The 21,957-nt window shown below is 73.5% G+C and carries 17 protein-coding genes and 2 pseudogenes; 4 read left to right on the forward strand and 15 right to left on the reverse strand.

Features of this window, described 5'->3' with window-relative positions:
- From KSNIM_RS13150 to KSNIM_RS13165, 4 genes are all read right to left on the reverse strand, one after another.
- On the reverse strand, nucleotides 1–1,387 hold a 1,387-nt coding region (locus KSNIM_RS13150; protein WP_263103418.1), incomplete at its 3' end, for a sensor histidine kinase.
- A gap of 312 nt (nucleotides 1,388–1,699) precedes the next feature.
- The gene (locus tag KSNIM_RS13155) at nucleotides 1,700–2,236 is read right to left on the reverse strand and encodes a Clp protease N-terminal domain-containing protein (RefSeq protein ID WP_263103419.1); all 537 of its coding nucleotides are present in this window, start codon (nucleotides 2,234–2,236) and stop codon (nucleotides 1,700–1,702) included.
- A 2-nt stretch (nucleotides 2,237–2,238) separates the two neighbouring features.
- A complete protein-coding gene (locus KSNIM_RS13160; protein WP_263103420.1) occupies nucleotides 2,239–2,472 on the reverse strand; it encodes a helix-turn-helix domain-containing protein in 234 nt (77 codons plus the stop codon).
- A gap of 78 nt (nucleotides 2,473–2,550) precedes the next feature.
- Nucleotides 2,551–2,796 carry a hypothetical protein gene (locus KSNIM_RS13165; RefSeq protein WP_263103421.1) on the reverse strand — a complete coding sequence of 82 codons (246 nt, stop codon included), beginning with the start codon at nucleotides 2,794–2,796 and terminating at the stop codon, nucleotides 2,551–2,553.
- A 223-nt stretch (nucleotides 2,797–3,019) separates the two neighbouring features.
- On the opposite strand from KSNIM_RS13165, the gene KSNIM_RS13170 reads away from it, so the two are divergent.
- Complete coding sequence (locus KSNIM_RS13170; RefSeq protein ID WP_263103422.1) at nucleotides 3,020–4,465, forward strand: hypothetical protein; 1,446 nt, start codon at nucleotides 3,020–3,022, stop codon at nucleotides 4,463–4,465.
- A gap of 435 nt (nucleotides 4,466–4,900) precedes the next feature.
- Here the strand turns inward: KSNIM_RS13170 and KSNIM_RS13175 are convergent, their stop codons facing one another.
- The 6 genes from KSNIM_RS13175 to nrdR form a co-directional block, all read right to left on the reverse strand.
- Entirely contained in the window at nucleotides 4,901–5,104 is a 204-nt protein-coding gene (locus tag KSNIM_RS13175) for a dihydrofolate reductase family protein (protein ID WP_263103423.1), read from the reverse strand.
- A 10-nt stretch (nucleotides 5,105–5,114) separates the two neighbouring features.
- Complete coding sequence (locus tag KSNIM_RS13180; RefSeq protein WP_263103424.1) at nucleotides 5,115–5,456, reverse strand: hypothetical protein; 342 nt, start codon at nucleotides 5,454–5,456, stop codon at nucleotides 5,115–5,117.
- A 56-nt stretch (nucleotides 5,457–5,512) separates the two neighbouring features.
- Complete coding sequence (locus tag KSNIM_RS39090) at nucleotides 5,513–5,818, reverse strand: hypothetical protein (RefSeq protein WP_317634015.1); 306 nt, start codon at nucleotides 5,816–5,818, stop codon at nucleotides 5,513–5,515.
- Nucleotides 5,778–6,008: a sigma factor gene (locus KSNIM_RS39095; protein ID WP_317634016.1), complete on the reverse strand. Its 231-nt coding sequence runs from the start codon at nucleotides 6,006–6,008 to the stop codon at nucleotides 5,778–5,780. Before KSNIM_RS39095 ends, KSNIM_RS39090 begins: the two co-directional genes overlap by 41 nt.
- Before the next feature lie 130 nt (nucleotides 6,009–6,138).
- Entirely contained in the window at nucleotides 6,139–9,015 is a 2,877-nt protein-coding gene (locus KSNIM_RS13190) for a vitamin B12-dependent ribonucleotide reductase (RefSeq protein WP_263103425.1), read from the reverse strand.
- Between the two features lie 195 nt (nucleotides 9,016–9,210).
- Nucleotides 9,211–9,708, reverse strand: coding sequence for a transcriptional regulator NrdR (nrdR, locus tag KSNIM_RS13195; protein WP_263103426.1), 498 nt, complete (start codon nucleotides 9,706–9,708; stop codon nucleotides 9,211–9,213).
- Nucleotides 9,709–10,189: 481 nt separating this feature from the next.
- Between nrdR and lexA the strand changes: the two genes are divergently transcribed.
- Complete coding sequence (lexA, locus tag KSNIM_RS13200) at nucleotides 10,190–10,927, forward strand: transcriptional repressor LexA (protein WP_411543862.1); 738 nt, start codon at nucleotides 10,190–10,192, stop codon at nucleotides 10,925–10,927.
- A gap of 136 nt (nucleotides 10,928–11,063) precedes the next feature.
- Here the strand turns inward: lexA and KSNIM_RS13205 are convergent, their stop codons facing one another.
- The 3 genes from KSNIM_RS13205 to KSNIM_RS13215 form a co-directional block, all read right to left on the reverse strand.
- A complete protein-coding gene (locus tag KSNIM_RS13205) occupies nucleotides 11,064–13,148 on the reverse strand; it encodes an ATP-dependent DNA helicase (protein WP_263103428.1) in 2,085 nt (694 codons plus the stop codon).
- A gap of 165 nt (nucleotides 13,149–13,313) precedes the next feature.
- A complete protein-coding gene (locus KSNIM_RS13210) occupies nucleotides 13,314–15,272 on the reverse strand; it encodes a GNAT family N-acetyltransferase (protein ID WP_263103429.1) in 1,959 nt (652 codons plus the stop codon).
- Nucleotides 15,269–17,137 carry an IucA/IucC family protein gene (locus tag KSNIM_RS13215; protein ID WP_411543705.1) on the reverse strand — a complete coding sequence of 623 codons (1,869 nt, stop codon included), beginning with the start codon at nucleotides 17,135–17,137 and terminating at the stop codon, nucleotides 15,269–15,271. Before KSNIM_RS13215 ends, KSNIM_RS13210 begins: the two co-directional genes overlap by 4 nt.
- Before the next feature lie 308 nt (nucleotides 17,138–17,445).
- Here KSNIM_RS13215 and KSNIM_RS13220 point away from each other — a divergent pair, with 308 nt between their 5' ends.
- Nucleotides 17,446–18,594 carry a trypsin-like serine peptidase gene (locus KSNIM_RS13220; RefSeq protein WP_263103430.1) on the forward strand — a complete coding sequence of 383 codons (1,149 nt, stop codon included), beginning with the start codon at nucleotides 17,446–17,448 and terminating at the stop codon, nucleotides 18,592–18,594.
- Between the two features lie 118 nt (nucleotides 18,595–18,712).
- Entirely contained in the window at nucleotides 18,713–19,852 is a 1,140-nt protein-coding gene (locus tag KSNIM_RS13225; protein WP_263103431.1) for a trypsin-like serine peptidase, read from the forward strand.
- Here KSNIM_RS13225 and hflX read toward each other — a convergent pair.
- Together hflX and KSNIM_RS13235 are read right to left on the reverse strand one after the other, a co-directional pair.
- Nucleotides 19,850–21,226: pseudogene (hflX, locus tag KSNIM_RS13230) on the reverse strand (GTPase HflX); the annotation flags it as partial. The gene KSNIM_RS13225 and the pseudogene hflX overlap by 3 nt on opposite strands.
- 275 nt (nucleotides 21,227–21,501) lie before the next feature.
- Nucleotides 21,502–21,957, reverse strand: a pseudogene (locus tag KSNIM_RS13235) (ACT domain-containing protein); the annotation flags it as partial.

Consider the following 21,957-nt stretch of genomic DNA (forward strand, 5'->3'; position numbering starts at 1 on the left):
CCGAGCACGGCGTCCGGCCGACGACCGGGGGCGGGGCGGCAGCCGCGGCGCGGCGCTCGGCCTCCAGCGCCCGGGCGAGGGCGGGCGCGGGGTGGCTGATCAGCTGCTCGGGGATCAGCACCACGACGCCGGTGCCGCCTCGGGCGGACGGCCGGAAGGAGATCGACAGGCCGTGCTTGCGGGCCAGCGAGCCGACCACGGCGAGGCCGAGCCGGGTGCCGGCGGAGAGCGCGCTGAGGTCCAGCGGCCGGGCGGAGACGGCCTGTTCGGCGCGGCGCAGCCAGCTGTCGCTGAGGCCGAGTCCGCCGTCCTCGACGGTGATGACGAGGCCCGAGTGCGCCTCCTCGACGTAGACGTGCACCTCGGCCGGCGGGGCGGAGAAGTTGGCGGCGTTGTCGAGGAGTTCGGCGAGGACGTGCATCACGCCCTCGGCGGCGAAGCCGGCCACGGCGGCGGTGGAGGCGTTGTGCAGCCGGACGCGCTGGTAGGCACCGATCCGGCCGAGGGCGCCGCGCAGGATCGACTCGACGCCGATCGGCTTCGTCCAGCGGCGGCCGGAGCGGGCGCCGGTGAGCACCGCGATGGAGTCGGCCATCCGACCGACCTGGGCGGTGGAGTGGTCGAGGACGAGCAGGTCACCGAGGACGTCCTCGCCGTGCCGGTGCTGCATGTCGCGGAGTTCCGCGTGCATGCTCGTGGCCAGCGCCTGGACGCGGCCGGCGGCGGTGGCGCAGACGGCGAGGGCGGCGGCGCGCTGGCGCTCGCCGCGTCCGACGGCCTCGGCGACGGCGCGCATCAGCGCGTGGTGGGCGGGCAGGTCGTGCCCGGCGAGGGCGGTGTCGACCGAGGCGCCCGCGCGCAGCTTCTCGACCACCCGGGGCAGCACCTGGTCGCGGAGCGCGGCCAGTTCGGTGCGTTCCCGGACGGCCGCGCTGTGCGCCTCGTGCAGGGCGGTGAGTTCGGCGCGCAGGGCCTGCTCGTCGGCGCGGGCCTGTTCCAGGTCGGTGCGGATCTCCGCGGTCTCCGCCTGGGCGTTGGCGAGGGCGGCGCGCAGCGCACCGGCCGCGGTGTGGGCGGCGGTGAGTTCGGTGTGCAGTGCGCCGGCGGCGGCGCCGGTCTCGGCGAGTTCGCGCCGGACGCCGGCGAGGGTGCGCTCGGCGGCGCGGGCGCGGAGGCCGAGCTTGGCCGTCCAGCCGACGAGACCGCACCAGAGCAGGGCGGCGACGGCGGCCACGCCCGCGACGGCGGCGCGGTGGACGGACGGGGTGAGGGCGACGGCTGCGGCGGCGGCTGCGGCGCCGAGGACCATCCCGGCCCCGGCGCGGACCGCGAGAGCGCCGTCGGATCCCTGGTGCGCCGCCCCGGCGGGGCGCGTGCGAGCTCTCATCTGTCTGATCCTCGTGCGGCGTCGGCGGCGGAGCAGGGCGACCGCGGGACCGGCCACGGGCACGCCGGTCGGGCCCGCGCAGCGTACGGCCGGGCGCGTTCCGCTCATTTGATCGGTACACGCGGTCGCCAGATCATATCCATTCAGGTTTTCGACTCAATGCCCGAGTTGACACACAGTCGCACAGCATGACGCTCCGCGCCCGTACCACCCTTTGGCCGCCTGGCGGAAGGGCCACCGAAGACGTCCGGCGGGCCGTTCCGCGATGCGGGAACGGCCCGCCGGGGGGCGCGCTTCGGGGCTCGCGCCGGATCAGCCGAGGACCGCCTCCACGTCCCGGCGCAGCTTGGCGAAGTCCACGCCGCGGCCGGAGAGCACCGCCGCACCCAGGCCCTGGCCCTCGCGGATCAGGCCGAGCAGGATGTGGCCGGTGGCGATCTCCTTCTGCTTGAGGCGGAGGGTCTCGCGCAGCGAGAGTTCCAGGGTCTTGCGGGCACGCGGGGTGAGCCGGCTGTGCTTCCCGGCCCGGCGTCCGTCGGCGGGCCTGCGCTCCAGGGCGCCCTCGCCGAAGGCGGACTCCAGGGCCGCCCGGACGGCGTCGAGGTCGACGCCGATCGCGGCCAGCGCCCGGCCGTCGACGTGACCACCGGACAGCCGGACGACCTCGGCCCGCGCGGCCTCATGGTCGAGACCGTCGGCGGCCAGCAGCGCGGCCACCGGGTCGGCCGGGTCGTGCACGATGCCGAGCAGCAGGTGCTCGGTGCCGACCTTCTCGTGACCGAGCTCGCGCGCCTCCACCTGGGCCTGCATGACGACGCGGCGCGCGCCGTCCGTGAACCGCTCGAACACGGTCAGCCCTCCCCTCTCGAACCGAAGATCCGCCTGGCGTACTTCTTGTGCACCGCCTGTCGGCTGACCCCGAGGCAGGCGGCGATCTCCTGCCAGGACCAGCCCTGCTCGCGCGCGTTGCCGACCTGGAGGTCCTCCAGCCGGTCGGCCAGGTCCCGCAGCGCCCGGACGGCCCGCAGGCCGATCGCGGGGTCGCGGCTGCTCGCGTCAGCGGCGAGCTGTCTCGTCTCGCTCATACTGTCAACCTAGGTTGACGGATGCCTCCTGTCAACCCAGGTTGACATGTGGCGCGGGGCGATCACACCGGCGGCACCTCACACGGACCAGTACGCCCGGTCGTTCGGGTTCCGCTCCCCCTCCCTCGGCATGCGGCGACCGCAGCGCTTGCCCGTCCGCCGCGAGCGCGCGTACGCATCCAGCTCGGCCAGCCAGCGGCTCCGGTCCTCCTCCAGCACGGCCAGCGCCCGCAACAGCGCCTCCTCGTCCCGCTGGAACGGCCCGGCCAGCCACGCCAACCGGTCCAGCGTCCCGTGGAAACCCAGCGGCCGATACAGCTGCACGCACGACCGCAGCGCCGCCACCCTCACCCGGAGCGGCAACCTCGAATCCGCCACCCGCCGGGCATGCCATCCGAAACTCATCCGGCATCCACCTCCAGAAAGTTGAGCCTGCGTCACTTTCGTCCAACCGATGACTCGTCAGTAACATGCCAAGGAATGCGTCGGTCGGCCACCCCCGCCCGGCCTCACCCTGCCCTCACCACCTCGAAGGCGAACCCTCTGCATGTCCATACGCTCCCGTGCGCTCCCCGCACTGGCCACCGGCCTGCTGCTCACCGCCACCGGCTGCGCCGCCTCCGCACCCGCCGCCGAACCGGCCCTCGCCGCCGCGGCCCTTTCCACGGAGACCGCGCCGGCCCCGACACCGACCGCCCCGAGCAGCACCGACACCTCCGGCGCAGCGACGCCGACCGCCGCCGTCGCCAGCCCGGCGGCCTCCGGCAAACCGGCCGCCGGCACCGGGAAGACCGTCGCCCTGGTCGCCTACGACCCGGCCAGCGGCCGCGCCACTCTGCACACCGGCAACACCGGCAGCACCGGGCGCACTCCTGCCCCCGGCGCCTCCCGCACCACCGGCGCCCCGCAGAGCCCGAGCGCCACAGCCTCCGCCTCGGCTTCCGCTTCCGCGGCACCGGACACCGTCCGCACCGGCCAGCTGATCGCCAGCCCGCCGACCCCCGCCGCGCCCCGCGGCGCGCTGTTCGCCGTCACCGGCGTGCAGAAGACCGACGGCGACCGGGTCGAGGTCACCACCCGCCCCGCCGAGGTCGCCGAACTGCTCGGCGCCACCGCCACCGAGCAGCACAAGGCGATCGACGTCCACGGCATCCACGTCCAGCCGCTGGTCAAGGACCTCAAGGTCGGCTTCACCACCCGCCCCGGCGGCGGCAACGGCTCCGCCTCCGCCCAGCTCTCCCTCGACGCGAGCACCAGCGTCCCGCTCCCCGGCGGCGCCAAGGCCGACCTCGCCGCCGGCATCCGCCTCGACCCCTCCGTCGACTTCTCCTACGACGGCCGCGGCATCCTCAAGGGCGGCATCGAGAAGGCCCGCGTCGGCTTCGGCCTCGGCGCCCACGCCGACTGGAAGGTCAGCGCCACCCTCGCCGCCAGCCCCAACCCGCTGCGCGTCCCCCTCGCCAAGCTCAGCGCCAGCCCCGTGCTGACGGTCGCCGGCTTCCCCGTGGTGGTCAACCTCGACCTCACCTGCTACCTGACCGTCGGCGCCGACGGGAAGGTCACCGTCGAGGCCGAACAGGACCTCGACGGCGCCTGGTCCGTCCACGCCGACTACGCCAAGGGCAAGGGCTGGACCACCACCGCCGACCCCGGCACCACCACCGTCGGCCCCGTCCGCGCCAAGCTCAGCGGCGACGCCGCCCTGCGCACCGGCCTCACCGCCGAGGCGTCCGTCGGCCTCTACAACACCGTCGGCGTCGCCGCCGGCATCGAGCCCTACCTGCGCACCCGGGTCGCCGGCTCCGTGTCCCTGGACACCACCGGCAAGCCCCCGCACGTCGAGGGCAGCTGGACCAACACCGCCGGCCTCGACATCAACGGCAGGCTCTACTCCCAGATCAAGATCCTCGGCACCCCCCTCCTTAAGGCCGACCTCCCCCTCCCGGCCTTCCACCGCGAGTGGCCCCTGCCCTCCCTGAGCACCACCCACTGATCCGAAGCGAGCCCGAGGGCCGGACCCCACCGGGGTCCGGCCCTCTGCATGCGAATCCACTGGCACCACCGCCCGCGGGCCCGCGACCTCCTCCCCGACTTCGCCAACACCGGCGCGCCCCGTACCCCGACAGCTTCCGCGGCATCGACATCGCGGGGGTCGAACTGATCCTCCTGGACGCCGATGTCGCCGGACTCGTCCAGCGCGCGCTGAACGACGGACTCGACGGCGACCGGCTCGCCGTGCTCCGGAGGTGCATCACCGAACTCGACCGGGTGGTGCCGCTGATCGACGAGGCGTACTGCCGTACCTACTTCGCTAAGCTCCGTGCGGCGGCCGCCGCGGCCGCCACACGTCACCCGCCCCCGGCTGCCTGACCGCCCGCGCCGCACCCCGGTCCTCGGCACTGCGGGCGGCCTGCCCGCGCCGGCAGGCTCAGGCGGGCCTGGCCCAGCAGGCCAGGACGGCGGCGCCGATCTGCTGGACCGAGCGGCACTCGAGGTCCGCGTGCGGGCCCTCGGCCGGGAAGAGACGCCGGCCGGCGCCGAGGACGGTGGGGAAGGTCAACAGCCGGTACTCGTCGACCAGGTCCTCGGCCATCAGCCGGTGCACGACGCTCAGGCTGCCCGTGACGATCACGTCGCGCTGCTCACGCTTGACCGCGTCGACCAGGTCGCCCTCCAGCAGTCGGGAGTTCCCCCCACGCCGAGGTGTCGGTGAGGGTGCGGGAGGCGACCAGCTTCGGCACGGCGTTCAGCCGGACGGCGAAGGGGTCGTCGCGTCCCGGCCACAGCCGCGAGAACAGCGGCCAGGTCTCCCGCCCGAACAGCATGACCCCCTCGTCCAGCATGCTTCCGAGCCGGAACTTGTCCCCGGCGACCGCCTCCCGGCCGGACCGGAAGGCCCAGCCGCCCAGCGGCGTTCCCCCGGACCCGGCCGGGTCGGACACGACGCCGTCCAGGGTGATGAATTCGATGACGATGACGCTCACGACGGATTCCCTTCGGTGCGGTGTTCACCGGTACGTACCGGCCGCACCGCCCGAACTCATCGCCGCCGCCGGAACTCATCGGCGGAAATCCGTCGCGGCAGGTCGAATGCTTCGAGGACGCGCGGATCCGCGAACACCACGTTGTGCGTGACGCGGCCGCCGACGACGGTGAGGACCTGCACCGTGTGCAGAAGGAGTCCGCCGTCGGGCTCCGGCGCATAGGCGGCGAGCGCAGACTGCCCGTTGGCAGTGAGCTGCAGCATTCCCCAGCCGGTGCCGCGCATCCGGAAGACGCGTTCCAGGAACCGGCCGTGGTCCCGACTACCCCGGTACCAGAGCGGCACCGGCGGCATCTCCAGCACGGCGTCCTCGGCCGGCAGCCGGACGAGCTCGGGGCCAGGTCCGGACCGAGGCTCGCGCCGGGTCGTGGCGGTCGCGGGCCTTCCAGGCGCGCAGCATGGTCTCCTGCACCAGGTCCTCGGCCTCGTGGAACGAGCCCGTCATCCGGTAGCAGTACGCCCCCAACTCACGCCGGTGAGACTCGAGTTCCATCCGCCCATCGGGCCGCACCGCACTGCCCTCCGTGCCGGGCACGACGGCGCCACGCGGACGCTCCCGCCGTCCGCACAGACGTGCGCGGGGGCACCGGGCGGTGCCCGGTGCCCCCGCGTGCGGCGTCAGGTCAGCTGCAGCCGCTGGTGGAGCCGCAGCCCTCGCAGAGGTAGCAGCTGCCGGCGCGGCGCATCTTGGTGCCGCAGGAGAAGCAGAGCGGCGCGTCGGCGTTCAGGCCCAGCTGGATCTCCACCAGTTCGGTGGAGTTGTGGGCCTGGGCCGGGGCGGCCTGCGGCTTCGCCGGGGCGGGCTCGGCGGCCCTGGGGGCGGCGAGCGGCGCGGACTGGGCGAGGCCCTCCACGTCCACGTCCTCCTCGACGGGCTCGTACGAGCCGGTCTCCAGGTGCCGGGTGCGCTCCTCGACGGAGTGGATGCCGAGCGCGGAACGGGTCTCGAACGGCAGGAAGTCCAGCGCCAGGCGGCGGAAGATGTAGTCGACGATCGACTGCGCCATCCGCACGTCCGGGTCGTCGGTCAGACCGGCCGGCTCGAAGCGCATGTTGGTGAACTTCGAGACGTAGGTCTCCAGCGGCACGCCGTACTGCAGGCCGACCGAGACGGCGATGGAGAAGGCGTCCATCATGCCCGCGAGGGTCGAACCCTGCTTGGACATCTTCAGGAAGACCTCGCCGAGGCCGTCGTCCGGGTAGGAGTTGGCCGTCATGTAGCCCTCGGCACCGCCGACCGTGAAGGAGGTGGTGATGCCCGGGCGGCCCTTCGGCAGGCGCTTGCGGACGGGGCGGTACTCGACGACCTTCTCGACCGCGGCAGGCGCCTCGACGGCCTTCTCCTCGACGGCCGGCGTCTTGGTCTTGGCCGAGAGCGGCTGGCCGACCTTGCAGTTGTCGCGGTAGATGGCGAGAGCCTTCACGCCGAGCTTCCACGCCTCGAAGTAGATCTCCTCGACGTCCTCGACCGAGGCGTTCTCGGGCATGTTGACCGTCTTGGAGATGGCGCCGGAGATCCACGGCTGGATCGCCGACATCATCCGCACGTGGCCCATCGGCGAGATGGAGCGCTCGCCCATCGCGCAGTCGAAGACCTCGTAGTGGGCGGCCTTCAGACCGGGGGCGTCGATCACGTTGCCGTGCTCGGCGATGTGGGCGACGACCGCCTCGACCTGCTCGTCCTGGTAGCCGAGGCGCTTCAGGGCGCGCGGCACGGTGCCGTTGACGATCTGCATCGAGCCGCCGCCGACGAGCTTCTTGAACTTGACCAGCGCGAGGTCCGGCTCGACGCCGGTGGTGTCGCAGTCCATCATCAGGCCGATGGTGCCGGTCGGGGCGAGCACGGAGGCCTGCGCGTTGCGGAAGCCGTTGGCCGCACCGAGGCGGACGACGTCGCCCCAGGTCTCGGTGGCGGCGGCCCACACCGGGGCGTCCAGGTCGTCGACCGAGACGGCGGCGGCGTTGGCGTCCGCGTGCTGCTGCATGACCTGGCGGTGGGCGGCGGCGTTGCGGGCGTAGCCGTCGTACGGGCCGACCACGGCGGCGAGTTCGGCGCCACGGCGGTAGGCGGTGCCGGTCATCAGGGAGGTGATGGCGCCGGCCAGGGCGCGGCCGCCCTCGGAGTCGTACGCGTGGCCGGTGGCCATCAGCAGGGCGCCGAGGTTGGCGTAGCCGATGCCGAGCTGGCGGTAGGCGCGGGTGGTCTCGCCGATCTTCTCGGTGGGGAAGTCGGCGAAGCAGATGGAGATGTCCATCGCGGTGATGACCAGCTCGACGACCTTGGCGAAGGTCGCGGCGTCGAACGAGTCGTCGTCGCGGAGGAACTTCATCAGGTTGAGCGAGGCGAGGTTGCAGCTGGAGTTGTCCAGGTGCATGTACTCGGAGCAGGGGTTGGACGCGTTGATGCGGCCGGACTCCGGGCAGGTGTGCCAGTGGTTGATGGTCGAGTCGTACTGGATGCCCGGGTCGGCGCAGGCCCAGGCGGCCTCGGCCATCTTGCGGAACAGCTGCTTGGCGTCGACGGTCTCGATGACCTCGCCGGTCATCCGGGCGCGCAGGCCGAAGGTGGTGCCGTTCTCGACCGCCGTCATGAACTCGTCCGAGACGCGAACGGAGTTGTTGGCGTTCTGGTACTGGACGGAGGTGATGTCGTCGCCGCCCAGGTCCATGTCGAAGCCGGCGTCGCGCAGGGCGCGGATCTTCTCCTCCTCCTTCACCTTGGTCTCGATGAAGGCCTCGACGTCGGGGTGGTCGACGTCGAGGACGACCATCTTGGCGGCGCGGCGGGTGGCGCCGCCCGACTTGATGGTGCCGGCGGAGGCGTCGGCGCCGCGCATGAAGGAGACCGGGCCGGAGGCGTTGCCGCCGGAGGAGAGGAGCTCCTTGGAGGAGCGGATGCGGGAGAGGTTGAGGCCGGCGCCGGAGCCGCCCTTGAAGATCATGCCCTCTTCCTTGTACCAGTCGAGGATCGACTCCATGGAGTCGTCGACGGCCAGGATGAAGCAGGCGGAGACCTGCTGGGGCTGCTTGGTGCCGACGTTGAACCAGACCGGCGAGTTGAAGCTGAACACCTGGTGGAGGAGGGCGTGGGTCAGCTCGTGCTCGAAGACCTCGGCGTCGTCCGGGCTCGCGAAGTAGCCGTGCTTCTCGCCGGCGGCGCGGTAGGTCAGCACCACGCGGTCGATGATCTGCTTGAGGCTCCACTCGCGCTGCGGGGTGCCGACGGCGCCGCGGAAGTACTTCGAGGTCACGATGTTGACCGCGTTGACCGACCAGAAGTCGGGGAACTCGACGCCGCGCTGCTCGAAGTTGATCGAGCCGTCACGCCAGTTGGTCATGACGACGTCGCGACGCTCCCAGGTCACCTCGTCGTAGGGGTGGACGCCAGGAGTGGTGTAGATGCGCTCGATCCGCAGCCCGCCCTCGGGGGCCTTGCCGGCCGCCTTGGTCGCCTTCGCGGACTTCGACCCGCGTGCGGAACCGCTCGTCGTGTCAGTCACTGCTTCTTCCTCCTCCTGGGCAAACGCCCTGGACGCCCCGATGCTTCCGGCTTACGGGGCATCCGGTGGTTCGCTTCTCCTGGTGTGCGGGCAGCCTCGGACGCCGACCGCTTTCGCACGTTGTGTTGTGTTCTGTACCCGTTGCGTGGGTACGCGCCGACCGCGGACGGTCGGAGTGGTGGACCTGCCGCGGCCCTAGGGCGCGGCGACGGGGGAGGGCAGCGCGGCGCCGTCCTCCGGGACGAAGGGCCGCTCGGCGCGGAGCTCCGCGATGGCGGTCTCGAAGTCCTCCAGGCCGTCGAAGGCCCGGTAGACCGACGCGAACCTCAGGTACGCGACGACGTCGAGCTCCTTGAGCGGGCCCAGTATGGCCAGGCCGACGTCATGGGTGGACAGCTCGGCACTGCCGGAGGCGCGCACGCACTCCTCGACCCGCTGGCCCAGCTGGGCGAGCGCGTCCTCGGTGACCGGCCGGCCCTGGCAGGCCTTGCGGACGCCGGAGATCACCTTCTCGCGGGAGAAGGGCTCGGTGACGCCACTGCGCTTGATCACCATCAGGGTCGCGGTTTCGACCGTGGTGAAACGGCGGCCGCAGTCGGGGCACTGGCGGCGGCGGCGGATGGAACTGCCGTCGTCGCTGGCCCGGCTGTCCACGACCCGGCTGTCAGGATGCCGGCAGAAGGGGCAGTGCACCTGAGGACTCCCTCCCGAAGGGCATGACAGCGGACCGGAACACTCTACGCGATGAGCAGGGGTCCGCAGCAAGCGCGACCACAACCTGTGGGCCCGACCGGAGAGACTGGCACAAGATCTAGCGCTCGGGGGGTTCGCCACGCCGAGCGGATCCGGTTCGTCCGCAGTGCCGGCGCCGCCGTTCGTGCCGCGCGTTCCGCGGACCGGGTCGAAATCTCCGGGGCGGGTGAAATAGACTGCCGGAGTCGAACATTTAATCGATGTACACCCAAAGCCTTGATCGAGTCAGCAGACTGCTAAATAATTCACTCGAACGTGTGTTTGGCGCAACCTTTCGATAGGGGCACCAGTTGAGCAGGGCAAGGGAGAAACGCCTGTCCAATGAGGGGCCGCGATGAACACCGTAGAACTCAAGAGCAACTCCATCCCGGTGCAGGAGCGCTCCGCGCGCACCACGGACCAGCAAGGCGTGGACCACAGCATGAGCCGTAGCCAGCCGATCGAGCACGCCGCCGTGCAGGATGCCGTGCTCGGCGCGCCCGTCCCCACCCGCTCCCTGCCCGGCCGCCCGCCCGGCATCCGCACCGACGAGGCCGGCCTGACGGAGCGCCAGCGCCGGGTCATCGAGGTCATCCGGGATTCGGTCCAGCGCCGGGGGTACCCGCCGTCCATGCGCGAGATCGGCCAGGCGGTCGGCCTCTCCTCCACCTCCTCCGTCGCCCACCAGCTGATGGCCCTGGAGCGCAAGGGCTTCCTCCGCCGCGACCCGCACCGCCCGCGTGCGTACGAGGTCCGCGGTGTCGAGGTCGCGCGCCCCAACACCGCCGAGACGGCCGGCCGCCCGTCGACCTCGTACGTGCCGCTGGTCGGCCGGATCGCCGCCGGCGGCCCGATCCTCGCCGAGCAGACGGTCGAGGACGTCTTCCCGCTGCCGCGTCAGCTGGTCGGCGAGGGCGAGCTCTTCGCGCTCACCGTCCGCGGCGACTCGATGATCGAGGCGGCCATCTGCGACGGGGACTGGGTCACCGTCCGCCGCCAGCCGGTCGCCGAGAACGGCGACATCGTCGCCGCCATGATCGACGGCGAGGCCACCGTCAAGCGCCTCAAGCGCGAGGACGGCAAGATCTGGCTGATGCCGCACAACCCCGCGTACGACCCGATCCCGGGCGACAACGCGACCATCCTCGGCAAGGTCGTCGCCGTGCTGCGGCGCCTCTGACGGGGCAGACATCCGGCAGGCACCCGGGGGCGCGGAGAACTGCGCGGGGCACACGGCCCGCGCGGCTCCCCGCGCCCCCTTCTGCTTGCCCCTGCCCCTTCCTGCACGACCGGCTGACGGCTGACGGCTGACGGCCCTACTTGACCGGCTTCACCGGCGGGGCCGAGGCATCGATCGCCGCCAGCGACCGGCGGACCTGGTTGCGGTCGGTGGTGTACCAGAAGTCCGGCATGGACGAACGGAAGAAGCCGCCGTACCGGGCGGTGGCGAGGCGCGGGTCGAGCACCGCCACCACGCCCCGGTCGTCCGCCGCACGGACCAGCCGGCCCGCGCCCTGCGCCATCAGCAGCGCCGCATGGGTCGCGGCGACCGCCATGAAGCCGTTGCCCCCGGCCTCCTCCACCGCCTTCTGCCGGGCGCTCATCAGCGGGTCGTCCGGCCGTGGGAAGGGAATGCGGTCCATGACGACCAGCTGGCAGGCCGAGCCGGGCACGTCGACGCCCTGCCAGAGCGACAGGGTGCCGAACAGGCAGGACTCGGCGTCCGAGGCGAACGCCCTGATCAGCTCGCCGAGGGTCTCCTCGCCCTGCAGCAGGATGCGGTTGTCCAGCCGCTCGCGCAGCGCCTCGGCCGCGGCCTGGGCGGCCCGCATCGAGGAGAACAGGCCGAGCGTGCGCCCGCCGGCCGCGCCGATCAGCTCGGCGAGCTCGTCCAGCATGGCCGGCCGGTCCGGCTCGCGGCCGGGCGGCGGCAGGTGCTTGGCGACGTAGAGGATGCCCTGCTTGGGGTAGGTGAACGGCGAGCCGACGTCCAGGCCGCGCCAGCTCGGCGGGGCGTCCTCGCCGCCGTCCGGCGCCGGCTCGCCCTCGGTCCGCTCGTCCGGCAGCCGGCCCTCCGCCGGCAGGCCGACCGAGGCGGCGACGCCGTTGAAGTCGCCGCCCAGCTTGAGGGTCGCCGAGGTGAGCACCACCGAGCGGTCCCGGTAGAGGTTCTCCCGCAGCAGGCCGGAGACGGACAGCGGAGCGACCCGCAGCGAGGCCGCGCCGGCCCCGAACCGGTCGCTGCGCTCGATCCAGACCACGTCGTAGGCGGAGTCCTGGAGCAGCCGGTCGGCCGTCTCGTGCAGCGACTCCGCGGAGGCCATCGCCTGCTTGCGCACCGCGTCCTCGTCGGAGAGCGAGCGGTCCCTGGTCTCGCCGAGCGAGGTGATGACCTGGCGCGCGGCGTCCCGGATCGCGGTGACGGCGTAGGCGAGGTACTCGGGCAGCTCCTCGACCCGGCCGGGCTGCGCGGTCTCCATCAGTCCGTGGAAGTTCTCGGCGGCGGCCTGGAGGGCGTCCACCGACTTCTCGTTGGCGAGCTTGGCGGCCCGTCGGACGGCCCGGTTCACCGCGTGCACGGTGAGCTCGGCGGTGGCGGCGCCGGTCACCCGGTTCACCAGCTCGTGGGCCTCGTCGATGATCAGCAGCCCGTGCTCGGGCAGCACCGGGGCGCCCTCGATGGCGTCGATCGCGAGCATCGCGTGGTTGGTGACGACGACGTCCGCCAGCTTGGCCCGCTCACGCGCGGCCTCGGCGAAGCACTCCTGGCCGTACGGGCACTTGGAGGCGCCGAGGCACTCGGAGGAGCTGACGGACAGCTGGGCCCAGGCCTTGTCGGAGACGCCCGGCGAGAGGTCGTCGCGGTCGCCGGTCTCCGTCTCGTCCGCCCAGTCGCGCAGCCGCACGATGTCCTGGCCGAGCTTGCTGCTCGGGCCGCCCAGCACCTCGGCGGCGTCGAACAGGCCCTCGCCCTCGTCCGCCGGGGTGCCCTCGTGCACCCGGTGCAGGCACAGGTAGTTGGAGCGGCCCTTGAGCATCGCGAAGAGGGGGCGGCGGCGCAGCACGGGGTGCAGGGCGTCGACCGTCCGCGGCAGGTCGCGCTCGACGAGCTGGCGCTGCAGGGCGAGGGTGGCGGTGGCGACCACGACGCGGTCGCCGTGGGCGAGGGCGGGCACCAGGTAGGCGAGGGACTTTCCGGTGCCGGTACCGGCCTGGACGAGCAGGTGTTCGCCCTCGTCGACCGCGTCCGCGACGGCCTCGGCCATCCTGACCTGGCCGGGGCGCTCGACACCGCCGACCGAGGTGACGGCGGCGTGCAGCAGCTCGGGGATGCGGGAGCGCGGTACGGGGGCCGGCGCGTCGCCGTCCGGCAGGGGCAGGGGTGCGGAGTCGTTCGTCATGACGCCGCCCACTTTATTGCGCGCGGCCGACAATCGGTGAGCGCTGCGGCGGGCGGGGCCGGGCCGCCCGCCGGGCCGGGAGCCGCGTGCGCCCCGCCCGGCGCCGGCCCGCCCCGCATCGTCCGCGGCCCCCGGCCCCCGCGGCCGTCCGGTGCCGGGGGGTGCTCAGGCCCCGTCCGGCGGGGCGAAGCTGGTCCAGGCGGTGCGGGTGGGCAGCGGGTGGAGCTCCTTGCCGGCGACGGCGTTGAGGATGACGGCGGCGCGGTGGGCGCCGAGGCCGAGGTCGGGGGTGCCGACGCCGTGGGTGTGCAGCTCGGCGTTCTGCACGTAGAGGCCGCCGGTGAGTTCCGGCCGGGTGGCGACCCGGTGGTCCAGGTCGACGCGGTAGCGGCCCTGCTCGTCCCAGTCGATCAGGTCGGCGATCGGGTCGAGGGCGTCGGGCCGGGTGGCGCGGTAGCCGGTCGCGAGCACCACGGCGTCGGTGCGCAGGGTGTGGTCGGCGCCGGAGTCGGTGTGCCGGCAGTGGAGTTCGAGGCCGCCGCAGGGCCCGGTGCCGGCGGCGGTGACGGCGGTGCCGGGGACGATCTCGACCGGGTCGCCGCCGGGCGGGCGGCCGACGGATCGCTCGTACAGCAGGTCGTGGATCTCGGCGAGGGTCTCGGCGCTGGCGGCCTTGTGGAGCTGCCACTGGGCGGGCACCAGGTGGTCGCGGACCTCGCGCGGCAGGCTGTGGAAGTAGCGGGTGTAGTCGGGGGTGAAGTGTTCCAGTCCGAGCTTGGAGTACTCCATGGGTGCGAGGGCGCGGGTGCGGCTGAGCCAGCGCAGCCGGGTGCCGTCGTCCGCCCGGTGGCGCAGCAGGTCGAGGAAGACCTCGGCGCCGGACTGGCCGGAGCCTAGGACGGTGATGTCGCGGGCGCCGTCGAGGCTGTCGCGGCGCGCGAGGTAGTCGGCGGAGTGCCAGACCCGGGGGTGGTCGGCGAGGCCGGCGAAGGCGGCCGGCCGGTGCGGGCGGGTGCCGACGCCGAGGACGACGTTGCGGGCGCGGATCTCCTCGCCCCCGGTCTCGGCCCGGAACAGCCGCTCGGCGGTGTCCCAGCGCAGGGCGGTGACGGGGGCGCCGAAACGGCAGTTGGGCAGCCGGTGGGCGACCCAGCGGCAGTAGTGGGCGTACTCGCGGCGGGAGAGCTGGAAGCGCTCGGCGAAGTAGAAGGGGTAGAGGCGTTCCTGGTGCCGCAGGTAGTTGAGGAAGGACCAGGGGCTGGTGGGGTCGACGAGGGAGACCAGGTCGGCGAGGAAGGGCACCTGCATCCGGGCGCCCTCGACGAGCATGCCGGGGTGCCAGCGGTACTCGGGCTCGGCCTCGCAGAAGAGCGCGGAGACGGCGTCGGCGGCGCCGTGGGCGAGGGCCGCGAGGGAGAGGTTGAACGGGCCGATGCCGACGCCGAGGAGGTCGTGGGGTTCGCCGCCGGGCCGGGGTGCGGGGAGCGGGCGGGTCCGGGGGCGGACCATCAGCGCGGCGGTCTTGTCGGGGAGTTCGAGCTCGCCCACCTGCCGGAAGCCGGCCCGTTCGAGGGACCGGCGGCAGGCGGTGTTGCGGAGGTCGGGCTCGGCGAGCACGCGGCGGCAGGCGGGGCGGTGGGCGAGGAGGTGCGCGGCGAGGGCGTCGAGCAGGACGGCGCCGAGGCCGCGGCCGCGGGTGTCGGGCGGGCCGAGCAGCAGGTGGAGGCCGGTGTCGTGGGGCTCGGCCGGGTAGTGGGCGGCGATCGGGTCGAGGTCGGCCCGGTAGACCTCCCAGTAGCTCATCGGTGCGCCGTCGAGCAGGCCGAGGCAGGGCAGGCTGCGGCCGTCGCCGTCGAGTTGGGCGCGCAGGTGCTGCTCGGTGCGCTCGGGCGGGCCGGCGAGCCGCCACCAGGTGTCGACGGCGGGGTCGTTCATCCAGCCGGCGATCAGCGGGAGGTCGTCGGGCAGTCGGACGGGGCGGAGCCGGAACTCCCCGGCGGGGGTGGCGATCGGGCCCCGGTCGGCGATGCCGTCGAGCAGGTCCCCGCCGGCCCGCGGGCCGGCCCGCTCCGCACCGTCGGCTGCGGCTGCGGCTGCGGCTGCGGCTGCGGCGGGCGGGGTCATACGGCGGCCACCGGGTTGGGGATGTCGACGTAGACGGACTGCGTCTCGACCGGGCCGACGAGTTCGTCGAGGCCGTGCAGCCGGGTGAGCAGGTTGGCCTTGCAGCGCAGGGTGGGGGCGGTGAGCAGGTGGGCGGGCAGGCCGGAGCCGGTGGCGGCGGCGCGCGGGCCGGCGAGGAAGCGGCGCAGGGCGGCGAGCAGCACCTCCTCGTCGGCGAGCCGCTGGGCGCCGAGGGCGCCGATCAGGCCGAGGACGTGGTTGATGCCGAGGTAGTAGGCGAAGCGCTCGTCGGCGACCCGGTCGGGGACGAAGGTGTCGCTGGTGCTGCCGAGGCCGGGCAGCCGGGCGGTGAGCCGTTCGGCGGCGGAGTCGCGGTAGTAGTAGCCCTGGTTGTCGCGGTAGCGGCCGCCGACGGGCCAGCCGTCCTCGTCGAGCAGGACGAGGCTGTTCTGCTGGTGGGCCTCCAGGGCGATGCCGGCGGTGCCGTCGAGCCAGAGGACCGGCAGGACGACCGCGTCGAGGTAGCGCAGGAACCATTCGGCGGTGACGGTGTCCCGGCGGCGGCCGGTGCGGGTGGCGAGGGCCGCGAGGACGCGGCCGAGGTGGGAGTCGAGCCGCTGCCCGGCGGGATGCTCGGCGAGCAGGCCGGCGAGGCAGTGGGCGCGGTCGGCCGGGCCGAACGGCTGGCGGCGAAGCACGGTGGACAACCCGTCCGGGTCGGTCAGGGCGGGGTGGTCGACGCCGATCCAGGCGGGGTCGCGGACGATGTCGAAGCCGGGGTGGGCGGCCTGCCACTCGGCGGCGAGTCCGGCTTCGAGGAGGCGGTGGACCTCGGTGCCGCGGTGGAGTTCCTTGCGGAGGTTCTCGCGGCGGGAGTTGGTGATCCGCAGGCCGAGCGAGAGCTTGAGCATCCAGGGGGTACCGGGGCGGGTGACGGTGCGGACGGAGGAGGTCGGGTGCCAGGGGTCGCCGTGTCGGCCGAGGTCGTGCAGCAGGCCCTGGTCGAGCAGGGTGGCGACGGCGGGGCGCAGGGCGAGTTCGCGGGCCTGCCAGGGGTGGAGCGGCAGGGCTGCGGTGCCGGGCGGGAGGAGGCCCGGGGCGTCGAGGAGCTGTTCGGTGATCGCGTCGGCGCTCTGCCCGTCGGCGGAGTCGGCGGCGAGCAGGGAGCGGTCGACGGCGTACCAGTGGAGACGGAAGGAGCCGTGGAGTTCGGGCGAGTAGGCGCGGCTCTCGGCGGGGCCGAGGCCGTCGCGGCTCTTGGGGGTGGGGTGCAGCGGGTGGCCGAGCAGCAGGGCCTGTTCGGAGCGGAGGAAGGGGGTGTGGCCGGCCGGGTCGGCGGCGGTGCGGCGGTGGGCGAGGATCTCGGTGGTGCGGGTGACGGAGTCGGCGACCCGGGCGACGAGGTCGGCGATCCGGCCGGGGTCGGTGTGCCGGCCGTCCCCGTCGGCGGCGCGTGCGAGCAGGGCGGTGGCGGTGACGGCGTCGACGGCGGCGGCGGGGCCGCCGGCCCCGGTGCCGACGGTGGCGGGGCCGAAGCGGTGGCGGCCGCACGGGGACCAGTAGCGGACGGGGGCGGTGAGGTGCGCGGCGCCGCCGAGGACGGGGGCGGTGAGTCGTCCGGCGGCGTCGGGCCGGGTGCCGGTCTCGCGGGCCCAGCAGCGCAGCACGGCCTCGGTGGTCGCGTGTTCGGCGGCGGTGGCGGGGTCGGGGTGCAGCAGCGGGTCGTCGGGTTCGGCGGCGGTGCCGGCGGTCGGGTGGTGCAGCAGCGGGTCGGGCAGGGGGTCGTCGGGGGCGCGGCGCGTTCGGGGGGCAGCTGGTCCGGGCGGCACGGCGGGGGTCGGGGCTCCGGTGAGGGCAGTGCTCAAGGCTGCTCCTTGGGTGCGCGCCGTCGGCCGGCGCGGGGGTCGAACGGGTGCGGCGGGGGACGGCACCCGGAAGGCGACAGGTAAGGGTTACCTACCTGGGGCGCCCGACCACAAGATCACCTCACTCGTTGTGGTGAATCCTCGCCGATCGCTCACCCGTGGGGGTGGTGTGTGCTGACGGTGCGTCCGGGTCACGGTTCGGTGACCTCTTGTCAACCGGCGTGCACCCCGGCCGCTTCGGCGACGGCGGTGGTGGCAGACTTCACCGGCGGCGATCCGACCGCAGCGACGTCAGGGGGGACGTAGCCATGGCACACATCGGGAGGGCGGGGCCGTTGTCGGCCCTCGTCGCGGCACTGCTGCTCACCGTCGCGGCCTGCACTCCGGACGGCGGCGGGGACGCACCGGAGCCGTCCGGCAGCGCCGCCTCGGCACGGGCGGGCAAGCTGCGGCTGCCCACCGACCTGCCCTCGGGGCTGTTGGCGGGGCTGCCGCGGAGCTGGGACGAGCTGCGCCACTGGAAGTACGCGGACTGGGACAACTGGGCGTCCAAGCACGTCTTCCACAACCCGGTGGTACGGGACCTGTGGAACCCGGACCGGATGGACGCCGCGGCTCCGCAGCAGCCGGCGCCGCCCGCCGCTCCGCCGCCGCCCGGTGACAACGGCACCGAGCCGGACCCGGCGCCGGTGCCGGCCGTTCCGGTGGAGCGTCCGTACACCCGTTACCCGGCCTCGGGGAAGGTGTTCAGCAACGCGCCGGGCGGCGGCATCGGCCAGTGCTCGGCGACGGTGGTCGCCGATCCGGCACACCCGGGGAAGTCGGACCTGGTCTGGACGGCCGCGCACTGCGTCCACCAGGGCAAGGGCGGCGACTGGTTCAAGAACATCATCTTCGTGCCGGCCTACAACAGTTCGGGGGCGGCGAGCGGTGGCCGCAAGGCGCCGCTCGCCGAGGTCGCGCCGCTCGGCCAGTGGTGGGCCGACAAGGTGGTCACCTCACCGCTGTGGCCGGTCGAGGGCGGGCACAGCGGGGACGCCGCCAACCAGTACGACTTCGCGGTGCTGCGGGTGCACAACCCGCAGGACGCCTCGAAGTCGCTGGAGGAGACGATCGGCACCGCGATGCCGGTGTGGTTCGGCGCACCGCGCGAGCAGTTGCGGATCTCCGCCTGGGGCTATCCGGCGGTCAAGCCGTTCAACGGCCAGGAGTTGGACCGGTGCGACGGCGGGCGGCCCAGCCGGCTGTCCTTCGACGCGGCCCGCCCGGCGATGCTCACCATCGGCTGCACCATGACCGCCGGTGCCAGCGGCGGCGGCTGGTTCGCCCCGATGCCGGACGGCCGGCTCGCGCTGGTGAGCAACACCTCGATCGGCACCAGCGCACACACCACCCTGAGCGGCCCCTACCTGGAGGGCGTCGCCCAGCAGGCACTGGCCTGGATCGCCCAGAAGTAGATCCGGCCCACGTCGGTCCGGACCGACCGGCAGACACGTACGAACGCGGTCGGCGGTCCCGGGGCACTCCCCCGGGACGGCCGCCGCGGGCACACCGACACAGCAGACGGGGACAGACATGCCTTCCACCTTCCGCAGGACCGCAGCCGCCGTCGCGGCGGCCGCCGTGCTCACCCTCACCGCGACCGCCTGCGACCCGGAGGCCGGTGGCGGCGCCGACGCGGCGCCGGCCTCCGCCGGCGCCTCGGGCGCCGCCAAGCCCGGCCTCGACCTGTCCGAGGCGCTGAAGAACCTCAAGAACTGGACCACGGACGACTGGGCGAAGTGGGCCGGCGCGCACGGCTTCACCCCGGAGAAGCTCAAGGGCTTCTGGGACCGGACCCGGATGGACAAGGCGCAGGGCATGGAGACCCAGGACGCCGCCCTGCAGTCCGAGAAGACCGCACCGGAGAACGACCCGCAGCCGCCGGCGAAGATCCCCGCCAAGCCGCAGCCGCACCCCTACTCCCCCGCCTCCGCGGTGCTGGGCAAGATCTTCATGCAGGTGGACGCACAGACCAGCGCGGTCTGCTCCGGCACGGTGATCAGCGACCCTGCCCACCCCGGCAAGTCCAACCTGGTCTGGACGGCCGCGCACTGCCTGCACGAGGGCAAGAACGGCACCTGGTTCAAGAAGATGGCGTTCGTGCCCTCGTACAACCGCTCCGGCGCCGCGTCGAAGGGCCGGGACGCGACCTTCGAGCAGGTCGCGCCGTACGGCGCCTGGACGGCCGACTACGCGGTGGTCTCCCCGCAGTGGGCGGAGGAGGGCGGCGAGCGGGGCGGCCCCGCCAGCCAGTACGACTTCGGCATCCTCCGGGTGCACAACGAGGACTCCTCCGACGGCCGTTCGCTGGAGGAGGTGGTCGGCAGCTCGGTGCCGGTCTGGTTCGACGCACCGCGCGCCCAGATCGCCGGCGTCTCCGCGTACGGCTACCCGCAGGGCGCGCCCTTCGACGGCCGGGAGCTGGAGTACTGCGACTCCCGGGTGAAGCCGTCCCGGCTCTCCTTCGACGCCGAGCGGCCGACCATGTACGTGATCGGCTGCACCATGACCGGCGGCTCCAGCGGCGGCGGCTGGTTCGTGCTGCGCAACGGCAAGCCGGCCCTGGTCAGCAACAACTCCATCGGCCCGCGTCCGGCGGCCTGGATGGCCGGCCCGGCGCTCGGCGCGCAGGCGAAGGCGATGTTCGACTACATGAGCACCCTGAAGCGGTGACCGGAGAACGCCGCGGGTGTACGGGACAAGCACCTGCACCTCGACGGCCGGGCGGGGCAGCTCGTCGTCGATGAGCTGCAGCAGCTCGTCGATGCCCTGGCCGCTGCGGGCCGACACCACGATGGCGTGCGGCTCGCGGCGCAGCAGGCGCTGCAGCACGGCCGGGTCAGCGGCGTCGGCCTTGTTGATCACCACAATCTCCGGCACGTCCTGTGCCTCGACCGAGACGATCACCTCGCGGACGGCGGCGAGCTGGGTCTCCGGTTCGGGGTGCGAGCCGTCCACCACGTGCAGGATGAGGTCGGCGTCGGCGACCTCCTCCATGGTGGAGCGGAAGGCCTCGACCAGGTGGTGCGGCAGGTGGCGCACGAAGCCGACGGTGTCGGCGAGCGTGTACAGCCGGCCGCTCGGGGTCTGGGCGCGCCGGACGGTCGGGTCCAGGGTGGCGAACAGGGCGTTCTCCACCAGGACGCCGGCCCCGGTCAGCCGGTTGAGCAGGGAGGACTTGCCGGCGTTGGTGTAGCCGGCGATGGCCACGGACGGCACCTGGTGTCGCTTGCGCTCCTGGCGCTTGGTGTCGCGGCCCTTCTTCATCTCGGCGATCTCCTTGCGGAGCTTCGCCATCTTCTCGCGGATCCGGCGCCGGTCGGTCTCGATCTTGGTCTCACCGGGACCACGGGTGGCCATGCCGCCGCCCGAGGAACCGGAGCCGCCACCACCCATCTGCCGGGAGAGCGACTGACCCCAGCCTCGCAGGCGCGGCAGCATGTACTGCATCTGCGCCAGGGAGACCTGGGCCTTGCCCTCCCGGGACTTGGCGTGCTGGGCGAAGATGTCGAGGATCAGGGCCGTCCGGTCGACGACCTTCACCTTGACGACGTCCTCGAGGTGGATCAGCTGGCCGGGGGTGAGCTCACCGTCGCAGACGACGGTGTCGGCACCGGTGGAGGCGACGATGTCGCGCAGCTCCTGTGCCTTGCCGGAGCCGATGTAGGTGGCCGCGTCGGGCTTGTCACGGCGCTGGATCACACCGTCCAGCACCTCGGAACCGGCCGTCTCGGCGAGCGCGGCCAGCTCGGCCAGCGAGTTCTCGGCCTCTTCGACCGTGCCGTCCGTCCACACGCCGACGAGCACCACGCGCTCCAGGCGGAGCTGGCGGTACTCGACTTCGGTGACGTCCTGGAGCTCGGTCGACAGGCCGGCCACGCGGCGCAGGGCCGCGCGCTCGGAGCGGTCGTACTGTTCCCCGTCGTAGTGGTCGAGGTCCTCGTCGATCGCCGCGAGGTCCTCGTCCATCAGGGCACCTGCCCTGAGGTCGGCGAGCCGTCGGGCGGACTCGCGCGTCTGGGTGCGGCTGTCGAACGTGGAGGTCATCTCATCCTTTGCGGTGTCGGGAGGCCGGCGCAGACGGACTGCGTCGAGGAGTCTGCCCGGCTGCCGCCCCTTCTACCGTCGGGCGGGACGAGCTACCCCTGTGGACCGCTGCCGTCACCGGCACTGCTTCCTCCGGTGAACGCCGCGGACCGGCCGTGCATTCCCCACGATGGTCGCACGGCCCCGTCGGCCGGGTCACCCCCATTTCGCCCCGCGGTCACCCCTCCGGCACCGTCCCGCGGGTCGGCCGAGCGGCCGTCGGCGGTCTCCTCCCGCGGGGCGCCCGACCGGTAGACGTCGTACACGCCGGGGACGCGCAGCATCGCCCGCATCACCGCGGGCAGCGTCTCGGCACCGGGCAGTTCGATCGTGTAGCTGTGCCGTACCCGCAGATCGCGGGGGGCCTCGACGTCGGCGGAGAAGATGCCGACGCCCTCGCCGGAGATGGCGGCGGTGAGGTCGGCGAGCAGCCGGGGGCGGTTCAGCGCCTCGGCCTGCAGCGCGACCCGGTAGCCGTTCGGCGGCGCGGCACCGGGGACCCAGGTCAGCCGCAGCGGGCCGCGGCCGTCCTCGCGCATCCGCTCGCCGACCGGGCAGCCGGTGCGGTGGACGGCGACGGCGCCGCCGCGGATCGGGTAGCCGGTGACCGCGTCCGGGGGCACCGGGGTGCAGCAGCGGGCGAGCCGGACGGGTGTGCCGGGCCGGCCGGCCACGGCGACCGGGGCGCGGCC

The organism is Kitasatospora sp. DSM 101779 (assembly GCF_025655475.1).
Taxonomy (GTDB): domain Bacteria; phylum Actinomycetota; class Actinomycetes; order Streptomycetales; family Streptomycetaceae; genus Kitasatospora.